The following is a 10,472-nucleotide window of genomic DNA, read 5'->3' on the forward strand; positions in this document are numbered from 1 at the left end:
GGGCGGCCGGGCGGGCGCGGTGGGAGCGCAGCGGCCCATCCGCGTCGACAACCCCCAGAAGAGGTCTGATGGGATGACGGATAGCCGTCCGGTCCTGACGATGACCGGGATCAGCAAGTCCTTCCCCGGGGTGCGCGCACTCCACGACGTCAACTTCCGGCTCTTCCCCGGCGAGGTGCACGCCCTGTTGGGCGAGAACGGCGCCGGCAAGTCGACCCTCATCAAGGTGCTGACCGGCGTCTACGACACCGACGAGGGCACGATCACCCTCGACGGTGAGCCGGTGTCCTTCACCGGTCCGATGCAGGCGACGGCGGCCGGGGTGAGCACGGTCTACCAGGAGGTCAATCTCTGCACCAACCTCTCGGTGGCGGAGAACATCTTCATCGGCCGCGAGCCGCGGCTTTTCGGCGCCGTCCGCTGGGGTGAGGTCCGCCGACGGGCCCGCGCGCTCCTGGCCCGCCTCGACCTCGACCTCGACGTCAGCGCGCCGCTGGGCTCGTACTCCCTCGCGATCCAGCAGATGGTCGCGATCGCCCGTGCGATCGACATCCAGGCCCGGGTGCTGATCCTGGACGAGCCGACGTCCAGCCTCGACGCGGGTGAGGTCGCGCAACTGTTCCGCATCATGCGGCAACTGCGCGACGAGGGCATCGCGATCCTGTTCGTGACCCACTTCCTCGACCAGGTCTACGAGATCGCCGACCGCATCACGGTGCTGCGCAACGGCGGGCTCGTCGGCGAGTACCTGACCGCCGAGCTGCCCCAGCTGAGCCTCGTCGAGAAGATGATCGGCAAGGAACTCGACGTCCTCGAAGGGATCGAGGAGCACTCCCGGCGGGACCTGGCCGAGCTGGAGGAGGGCACCCCCCTGGTGGCGGTGTCGAACCTCGGCCGGGCGGGCGCGGTCGCGCCGTTCAGCCTGACCATCCATTCCGGCGAGGTGGTGGGCCTGGCCGGTCTGCTGGGCTCCGGGCGTACCGAGGTGGCGCGGCTGTTCTTCGGCGCCGACCGGGCCGACGGCGGGCAGGTCGCGATCGACGGCACGTCGGGCAGCCTGCGTACCCCCGCGCAGGCCATCGACCAGGGCGTCGGCTTCTGCTCGGAGAACCGCCGGGCCGAGGGCATCGTTCCCGAACTGTCGGTCCGCGAGAACATCATCCTCGCCATGCAGGCCGCCCGCGGCTGGCTGCGGCCCATCCCGCGCCGCCGCCAGGACGAGCTGGTCGACAAGTACGTCAAGGCCCTCAACATCCGTCCGGCGGACCCGGAGGTGCCGGTCCGCAACCTCTCCGGCGGCAACCAGCAGAAGGTGCTGCTGGCCCGGTGGCTGATCACCGAGCCGCGGCTGCTGATCCTGGACGAGCCGACCCGGGGCATCGACATCGGCGCGAAGACCGAGATCCAGCGGCTCGTGACGCAGTTGTCCGACGGCGGGATGGCGGTGCTGTTCATCTCCGCCGAGTTGGAGGAGGTGCTGCGCCTCAGCCACAAGGTGGCGGTCATGCGCGACCGGCAGATGGTCGCGCAGCTCGCCAACGACGAGGACCTCGACGCCGAGCGCATCATGCAGACGATCGCGAGTGGATCTCACCGGGAGGAGGTGGACCGATGAACGACACCATGGGCCGCTATCGGACGATGATCGGTCACCGGCTGTTCTGGCCCGTCGCCGTGCTGGTCGCCATGCTCGCCGCGAACACGATCTACCGGCCCGGGTTCCTGTCCATCGAGCTCAAGGACGGGCACCTGTACGGCTCGCCGATCGACATCCTGCGGTTGAGCGCGCCGCTGATCCTCGTGGCGCTGGGCATGACCCTGGTCATCTCGACCGGCGGCATCGACCTGTCGGTGGGCTCGGTGTGCGCGATCAGCGGCGCGATGGCCTGCATGTACATCAGCAAGCAGCCCGACCAGAACAGTCTCACCGTGGTGCTGACCGCCCTCGCGATGGCGTTGGGGGTCGCGCTCGTGCTCGGCGTCTGGAACGGGGTGCTGGTGGCCGTGATCGGGATTCAACCGATCATCGCCACCCTGATCCTGATGGTGGCCGGCCGGGGCCTCGCCCAGCTGATCACCCAGGGCCAGATCATCACCATCAACTCCGAGCCGTTCCGGGCGATCGGGCTGGGCCACCTGCTCACCCTGCCGCTGGCCATCTTCATCGCCCTCGCCGCGGCACTGCTCGTCGCCGCGTTCACCCGCCGTACCGCACTCGGCATGATCATCGAGTCGGTGGGCGGCAACGCGGAGGCGAGCCGGCTCGCCGGCATCCGCTCCGGTCGGATCATCTTCCTCGCGTACGTCGTCAGCGCCGTCTGCGCGGCGATCGCCGGCTTCATGATGACGGCCAACGTCTCCAGCGCCGACGGCAACGCCGTCGGCCTCTGGGTGGAGTTGGACGCCATCCTCGCGGTCGTCATCGGTGGCACGTCCCTCGCCGGCGGCCGGTTCTTCCTGAGCGGCACGATCCTCGGCGCGCTGATCATCCAGACCCTGACCACCACGGTGTACGCCATGAACATCTCACCGCAGACGTCGCTGCTGTTCAAAGCGGTAGTCGTCATCGCCGTCTGCCTCATCCAGGCGCCGGCCTTCCGAGCCAAGTTCAGCCGGCGCAGAAGAAGCGCCCCGCCGCCGCGCCCCGTCGCCGACAAGCCGAAGGAGCAGGTGCCGGCATGACCACCGGATCGCTCACCGCCCCACGCCGCACCCGGATCCGGCTGCCTCGGCGGCAGGTGCCGGTGCTTGCCACGCTCGCCCTGCTCCTGGTGATGTACGGCATCGGCGTGTCCCAGTACACGGCGTTCTCGAACGTGCAGGTCATCTTCAACGTCTTCATCGACAACGGCTTCCTGCTCGTCGTCGCGGTGGGGATGACCTTCGTGATCCTCACCGGTGGCATCGACCTGTCGGTGGGGTCCGTCGTCGCCATGACGGCGATGGTGTCGGCGGATCTGTTGCAGAAGGGTCTGCCCGCGGCGCTCGTGCTCGTCATCGCCCTGCTCATCGGCCCGACACTCGGCCTGTTGATGGGCTGCGCCATCCACTTCTTCGACATCCAGCCGTTCATCGTCACGCTCGCCGGGATGTTCTTCGCCCGCGGCATGTGCACGTTCATCTCCGGCTCGTCCATCCCGATCACCGACGGGTTCTGGACCAGGATGTCGCAGGAGCGGATCGGGGACCCCCGGGGCAACTTCGTCTCGATCAGCGTTTTGATCGCCTTCGCCGTGGTGCTCGTCGCGGCGTACGTGCTGGCCTACACCCGGTTGGGGCGCAACGTGTACGCGGTCGGCGGCAACCCGCAGTCGGCGCTGCTGATGGGTCTGCCGTTGGGGCGGACCCGGATCGCCGTCTACACGATCAGCGGTCTGTGCTCCGCGATCGGTGGCATCCTGCTGTCCTTCTACACCCTCTCGGGTGCGCCGCTGATCGCGGTCGGCATGGAGTTGGACGTCATCGCCGCCGTCGTGATCGGAGGCACCGTGCTCACCGGTGGCTCGGGTTACGTCTTCGGCACGGTGCTCGGCGTGCTGGTGCTGGGTGTGATCCAGACCCTCATCACCTTCGACGGGAGTCTCAACTCCTGGTGGACCAAGATCGTGATCGGCGGACTGCTCTTCGCGTTCATCCTCCTCCAGCGCCTCATCGGAATTCGTTACAAGTGACCGTTCCTCTCGCGGAAGGCAACCCCATGGCACCACAAACCCACCCCGAGATCTGGTTCCTCACCGGCAGCCAAGGCATGTACGGCGAGGAGACGCTCCGGCAGGTCGCCGAGCAGTCCCGCCAGATCGCGGCCGCGCTCGACGACTCGCCGCAGATTCCCGCCCGGGTGGTCTGGAAGCCCGTCCTGACCAACAGCGGTGAGATCCTGCAGGTCTGCCGGGACGCCGCCGCGCAGGGGGCCATCGGGGTCATCGCGTGGATGCACACGTTCTCACCGGCGAAGATGTGGATCTCCGGTCTGGACGCCCTGCAGACGCCACTGCTGCACCTGCACACCCAGGCGAACGTCCTGCTGCCGTGGGACGAGATCGACATGGACTTCATGAACCTGAACCAGGCCGCCCACGGCGACCGTGAGTTCGGGTACATCCAGACCCGCCTCGGGGTGGCCCGCAAGACCGTCGCCGGGCACGTGAGTGACCCGCGGGTGACCGGCCGGGTCGGGGCCTGGGCCCGCGCGGCGCTCGGCTGGTCGGCGATGCGGTCGCTGCGGCTGGCCCGCTTCGGCGACAACATGCGCGACGTCGCGGTGACCGAGGGTGACAAGGTCGAGGCGGAGCTGCGCTTCGGGGTGTCGGTCAACACCTACGGCGTCAACGACCTGGTCCAGGTGGTCGGCGAGGTCGCCGACGCCGACGTGGACGAGCTGGTCAAGGAGTACGACGACAGCTACCGCGTCGGCGCCGAGCTGCTTCCCGGGGGCGAGCGGCACGACTCGCTGCGCTACGCGGCCCGTCTGGAGCTCGGCATGCGCGCGTTCCTGGACGCCGGCGGCTTCCGCGCGTTCACCACCAACTTCGAGGACCTCGGTGGTCTGCGTCAGCTGCCCGGCATCGCCGTGCAGCGGCTGATGGCCGACGGCTACGGCTTCGGTGGCGAGGGCGACTGGAAGACGTCCGTCCTGGTCCACACCCTCAAGGCGATGTCGGTGGGGGTCGCGGGCGGTACGTCGTTCATGGAGGACTACACCTACGACCTGACTCCGGGTCAGGAGCTGGTGCTGGGCGCCCACATGCTCGAGGTCTGCCCGACCATCGCGTCCGACGTGCCCAACGTGGAGATCCACCCGCTGAGCATCGGCGGGCGGGAGGACCCGGTGCGGCTCGTGTTCGACGCCGCGCCCGGCCCGGCGGTGGTGCTCGGCCTGGCCGACATGGGGGAGCGGTTCCGGCTCGTGGCCAACGAGATCGACGTCGTGACGCCGCCGCAGCCGCTGCGCCGGCTGCCGGTCGCCCGCGCCGTCTGGCGGCCGCGACCGGACCTGCCCGGCTCGGCCGAGGCGTGGATCACCGCCGGCGCCCCGCACCACACCGTGCTGTCGCAGGCGGTGGGCACCGAGGAGCTGCACGACCTGGCCGAGATGAGCCGGACGGAGCTCGTCGTCATCGACGCCGACACCGAGCCGCGCCGCTTCGCCGACGAGATCCGCTGGAACCAGGCCTACTACCGGCTGGCCCGCGGCTTCTGATCCGCGCGCTCGGAGCGTTCTGACAAACGGGTGGTCCATCCCTGCCTGCGGGCGGGGGTGGGCCACCCGTTCGCGTGTGCGCCAGCAGGGCCACGAGGCGGTTGTGTTACGCCTTGACTAACAGCATGTTATCGCTCACAGTCTATAGCCAAGATGGTCGATGTCGTTGGCTGGTCCGGCCGCGCGCGCGTCCTACCCCGCGGTTTCGGCACCTCGTCGCCGCGACGGTCGGGCGATCGGTGTTAGCGATCACATGGTCGGGCGTGGTCAGCTCGGTGCCCCGCCCGGTGCCGCGGACGCCGACCCAGACCGCAGGTTCGCGTCAGCAGAGGAGGATCATGCTTTCCATCGGTCGGGTTCCCCGGGGTGCGCCACGTGGGCGCGGGTGGCTGTCGAGACTCGCCGTCGCCGCGATGACACTGGTGGTCGGTGGCGCGGCCGCGGCGGTGGCCGCGGCGCCCGCGTCAGCGGCGACGGTCGACACCAGCGCCTGGTACGTGTTGGTGAACCGCAACAGCGGTAAGGCATTGGACGTGTACAACCTGGCCACGAACGACGGGGCGCGGATCACCCAGTGGACGCGTAACAACGGTAACCAGCAGCAGTGGCAGTTCGTGGACTCGGGCGGCGGCTACTACCGGCTCAAGTCGCGGTTGTCGGGCAAGGTGCTCGATGTCTACAACCGTTCGACCGCCAACGGCGCGGCGATTGTGCAGTGGACCGACAACAACGGCACCAACCAGCAGTTCCAGCTGGCCGACTCGGACGGCGGCTACGTCCGGTTGATCAACCGCAACAGCAGCAAGGTGATGGAGGTGCAGGGCGCCTCGACCGCCGACGGTGGCAACATCGTGCAGTACGACGACTGGAACGGCACCAACCAGCAGTGGCAGCTCGTGCGCGTCGACGGCGGGGGCAACCCCACCACGCCGCCCCCCACGACGCCACCCCCGTCGAGTGGCACGTACTCGAACCCGGTGGTCTGGCAGGACTTCGCCGACGTCGACATCATCCGGGTCGACAACGTCTACTACATGTCGGCGTCCACCATGCACTACTCGCCGGGCGCTCCGGTGCTGCGCTCGTACGACCTGGTGAACTGGGAGTACGCCGGGCACTCCGTACCCCGGTTGGACTTCGGCTCGAAGTACGACATGAGCGGTGGTAACGCGTACGTCGACGGGATCTGGGCCTCGACGTTGAACTACCGGCCGAGCAACAAGACGTACTACTGGGCCGGGTGCATCGACTTCGCGCAGACCCACATCTACACCGCGTCCGCCGTCGACGGCACGTGGACCAAGCACACCACCATCCCCAACTGCTACTACGACGCCGGCATGCTGATCGACGACAACGACACCATGTACGTCGCGTACGGCAACACCACCATCAGCGTCGCGCAGCTGTCCGCCGACGGAAAGACCCAGGTCCGCAGCCAGCAGGTCTACAGCACGCCGTCGAGCATCGGGACGCTGGAGGGCGCGCGCTTCTACAAGCGCAACGGCGCCTACTACATCTGGCTCACCCGGCCGGCCAACGGCCAGTACGTGCTGAAGTCGACCAACGGCCCGTTCGGCCCCTACGAGCAGCGTCAGGTGCTGCTCAACCTGCCCGGCCCGATCTCCGGTGGCGGCGTGCCGCACCAGGGCGGACTGGTGCAGACCCAGAACGGCGACTGGTACTACATGGCGTTCGTCGACGCGTACCCCGGTGGCCGGATGCCCGCCATGGCGCCGATCACCTGGACCGGCGACGGCTGGCCGGTGCTGCAGACCGTCAACGGCGCGTGGGGCAGCTCGTACCCGAAGCCGAACCTGCCCGCCGCGCCCCGGGCGGTGAAGCCACTCACCGGCACCGACACGTTCGCCGGCACCACCCTCGGCCCGCAGTGGGAGTGGAACCACAACCCGGACAACAACCGGTGGTCGGTCAACAACGGGCTGCAGCTGCAGACTGCCACGGTCACCGGCGACCTGTACGCCGCGCGCAACACGCTGACCCACCGGATCCAGGGCCCCACCTCGACCGCCACCATCGAGTTGGATTACTCCACGATGCGCGACGGTGATCGCACCGGCCTGGCGGTGTTGCGCAACTCGTCAGCGTGGATCGGGGTCCGGCGGGACAACGGGTCCACCCGCCTGGTCATGCAGAACGGGCTCACGATGGACGGCAACTGGAACACCACCAGCACCGGCAGCGAGGTGGCGAGCACCGCCGTCTCCGGTGGCCGGATCTGGTTGCGGGCCAACGCCGACATCAGACCCGGGTCCGGCCGGCTGGCCCGCTTCTCGTACAGCACCGACGGGGTGAACTTCACGTCCTTCGGCAACGCCCTGACCCTGGCGAACAACTGGCAGTTCTTCATGGGCTACCGGTTCGCCATCTTCAACCACGCCACACAGGCGCTCGGTGGCGCGGTCACCGTGCGCCGATTCGACCTGACGACACCGTGACGCCGGTCACACAACGAGTAACCCACGGGTGACGCGAACGGACCACCTCTCCCGCCGCGGAAGGTGTCCGCGTCGCCGGCTCCGGCCCGCCGCCGCCCTGTTCCGCGCTCTGTCCAGGAGCGCCGAGCGGGGCGGCGGTTCGCCGTGGCCGGCTCGGGTCAGCGGAGGCCGGCACGCGCGGCGCGGAGCGCTGCCGCCCGACCTGGCACCCGCCGTGTCGTTCACGCTCAGCCGTTCCGTGTTGGCGGCGGTGCCTGGCGTAGACTGTCGGCGATCCAGCGCTGGTCACCTGCGATTCAGCACCGGCGTGGTGGCTGAGCGAGGGGGATCGGGCCGGGCCGCTCCAGTCAACGTCGACGGGCCGCGGGTCGGGTTGCAGGCGGGGGGAGTGAAATGGCCGTGCACGGTCCCGCGATGACAGATGTCGCTCGTCTGGCCGGTGTCTCCCACCAGACGGTGTCGCGGGTGCTCAACGGGCACCCCAACGTGCGTGAGCAGACCCGGTTGCGGGTGCGGGCGGCGATCGCCGAACTCGGCTACCGCCCGAACGGCGCCGCACGCGCACTGGTGACCGGCCGGTCCCAGGTCATCGGCGTGGTGGCACAGAACACGACCCTCTACGGCCCGGCGTCGCTGCTGGCCGCCCTGGAGCAGACGGCCGCGGAGGAGGGCTTCGCGGTCAGCGTGGGCAGCGTCCGCAACCTCGACCACCGCTCCATCTCGGCAGCCGTCGAGCGGCACCTGGCGCACCGGGTGGCCGGCATCGTCGTCATCGCGCCGGTCGAGTCGGCCGGCGAGGCCCTGGAACGGCTGCCCAAGGACGTTCCCCTGGTGACTGTCGACGGCGATCCGCAGCGGCCGGTGCCGTTGGTGACGGTCGACCAGGTGGCTGGCGCACGGGCGGCGACCCAGCATCTCCTCGACGCGGGGCACCGCACCGTGTGGCACGTCTCGGGGCCGTCCGACTGGTTCGACAGCGCCGGCCGGATCGAGGGCTGGCGGGCGGCGCTCCTGGCCGCGGGGGTCGACCCACCGCCCCTGATGCACGGGGACTGGTCCGCGGCGTCGGGCTACCGGTGCGGGCAGATGCTCGCCCGGATGCCGGAGGTGACCGCGATCTTCACGGCCAACGACCACCTCGCTCTGGGCGTGCTGCGGGCGTTGCACGAGTTCGGGCGGCGGGTGCCGGCCGAGATCAGCGTCGTGGGTTTCGACGACGTGCCGGAGGCCGCGTACTTCATTCCGCCGCTGACGACCGTACGACCGGACTTCGACGCGGTGGCCCGGGCGAGCCTGCAGATGTTGCTGAGCCAGATCGAGTCGGGCATCGGTGGGGGTGCCCTGCGGCAGACCATCGCCCCGACCCTGGTCGCCCGCGACAGCGTCGCCCCGCCGCGCCATTGAGGGGCGCCAGCGCCGTACGCCTCGGCGGCCGCCGATCCCGGCACGTACTGGCGGCCGTCGATCAATCGTCGACCGGGTTTCGCGAGGTCGCCTCGGTGGCGAAGCCTCCGTTACGAGACCGTGACACCGGTATTTCGGATCAAGTGTTGACGTGCCCTATGTGAGCGCTAACACTACCCGAAAGGTGACAGGTGGCCCCGGCGGTCAGCGGGGGAATCGGGAGAGGAGAAGCCCGTGAGCAGGAAATTCCTGGTTGCTCTCGGTAGTGCGGCGCTGGCGCTGAGCCTGGCGGCATGCAGTGGTGGAGGTGCCGGCAGCGGCGGCGACACCAGCGACAAGAAGCCGGGGGACCTGACGATCGGTGTCTCGATGCCGACGCAGACCTCCGAGCGGTGGATCGCCGACGGCAACGCGGTGAAGTCCAAGCTGGAGGCGAAGGGCTACAAGGTCGACCTGCAGTACGCGGGCGACGACATCCCCACCCAGTCGCAGCAGGTCGACCAGATGATCACCCAGGGCGCCGACGTCCTGGTCATCGCGGCGATCGACGGCACCGCGCTCAGCAGCCAACTGCAGGCCGCCGCGGCTGCGAAGATCCCGGTCATCTCCTACGACCGGCTGATCCGCGGCAGCAAGGACGTCGACTTCTACGTCAGCTTCGACAACTACAAGGTTGGCGTCGCCCAGGGCACCGCGCTGCTGGTCGGTCTCGGCCTGCTGAACAAGGACGGCTCGAAGGGCACCGCCAAGGGGCCGTTCAACATCGAGCTCTTCGCCGGCTCGCTCGACGACAACAACACGCAGTACTTCTTCGGCGGGGCGATGGACACCCTGAAGCCGTATGTCGACGCCGGCACGCTGAAGGTCAAGTCCAAGCAGACCACCCCCGAGCAGGTCGCCACCCTGCGGTGGCAGCAGGAGACCGCGCAGAAGCGGATGGAGAACCTGCTCACCTCCAGCTACAACGACGGCTCCAAGGTCGACGGCGTGCTGTCGCCGTACGACGGCATCTCCCGGGGCATCATCACCGCCCTGCAGAACGCCGGCTACGGTAGCGGCGCCAAGAAGCTGCCCGTCGTGACCGGTCAGGACGCGGAGATCGCCTCGATCAAGCTGATCAACGACGGCGTGCAGAACTCGACCGTCTTCAAGGACACCCGCCTGCTGGCCGACCAGGCCGTGAACGCCGCCGAGGCGTTCCTGCAGAAGAAGCAGCCGCAGGCGAACGACACGCAGACGTACAACAATGGCGTCAAGGTCGTTCCGGCTTACCTGCTGCCGATCGCTACCGTCTACAAGGACGACATCAAGGCTACGCTGATCGACTCCGGTTACTGGACGGCGGAAGAGGTCGCCGCCGGTCAGGCCAAGAAGTAAGTCACCCCGTCGGGCTCGGCGGTTGTCCGCCG

The 10,472-nt window shown here is 68.8% G+C and carries 7 protein-coding genes; all 7 read left to right on the top strand.

The features are described 5' to 3' along the window. The first annotated feature begins 73 nt into the window (after positions 1-73). Positions 74-1,615, top strand: a complete 1,542-nt coding sequence (locus tag AB0J68_RS17545) for a sugar ABC transporter ATP-binding protein (protein ID WP_363939396.1) — start codon at positions 74-76, stop codon at positions 1,613-1,615. Then, the gene (locus tag AB0J68_RS17550) at positions 1,612-2,682 is read left to right on the top strand and encodes an ABC transporter permease (RefSeq protein WP_363939391.1); all 1,071 of its coding nucleotides are present in this window, start codon (positions 1,612-1,614) and stop codon (positions 2,680-2,682) included. The genes AB0J68_RS17545 and AB0J68_RS17550 overlap by 4 nt, the downstream gene beginning before the upstream one ends. After that, positions 2,679-3,671, top strand: a complete 993-nt coding sequence (gene yjfF / locus AB0J68_RS17555) for a galactofuranose ABC transporter, permease protein YjfF (RefSeq protein WP_354861996.1) — start codon at positions 2,679-2,681, stop codon at positions 3,669-3,671. Before AB0J68_RS17550 ends, yjfF begins: the two co-directional genes overlap by 4 nt. 26 nt (positions 3,672-3,697) lie before the next feature. Next, entirely contained in the window at positions 3,698-5,200 is a 1,503-nt protein-coding gene (gene araA, locus AB0J68_RS17560) for an L-arabinose isomerase (protein WP_354861998.1), read from the top strand. A gap of 338 nt (positions 5,201-5,538) precedes the next feature. Beyond that, positions 5,539-7,659, top strand: a complete 2,121-nt coding sequence (locus AB0J68_RS17565) for an RICIN domain-containing protein (RefSeq protein WP_363939393.1) — start codon at positions 5,539-5,541, stop codon at positions 7,657-7,659. Positions 7,660-8,073: 414 nt separating this feature from the next. Then, positions 8,074-9,063 (top strand): LacI family DNA-binding transcriptional regulator, encoded by a 990-nt coding sequence (locus AB0J68_RS17570; protein WP_354862002.1) that lies wholly within the window; start codon positions 8,074-8,076, stop codon positions 9,061-9,063. A 234-nt stretch (positions 9,064-9,297) separates the two neighbouring features. Beyond that, a complete protein-coding gene (gene chvE / locus AB0J68_RS17575; RefSeq protein WP_234582843.1) occupies positions 9,298-10,440 on the top strand; it encodes a multiple monosaccharide ABC transporter substrate-binding protein in 1,143 nt (380 codons plus the stop codon). Positions 10,441-10,472 lie beyond the last annotated feature (32 nt).

It is taken from the genome of Micromonospora sp. NPDC049580, assembly GCF_040675595.1.
In the GTDB taxonomy this organism is placed as follows: Bacteria; Actinomycetota; Actinomycetes; order Mycobacteriales; family Micromonosporaceae; genus Micromonospora.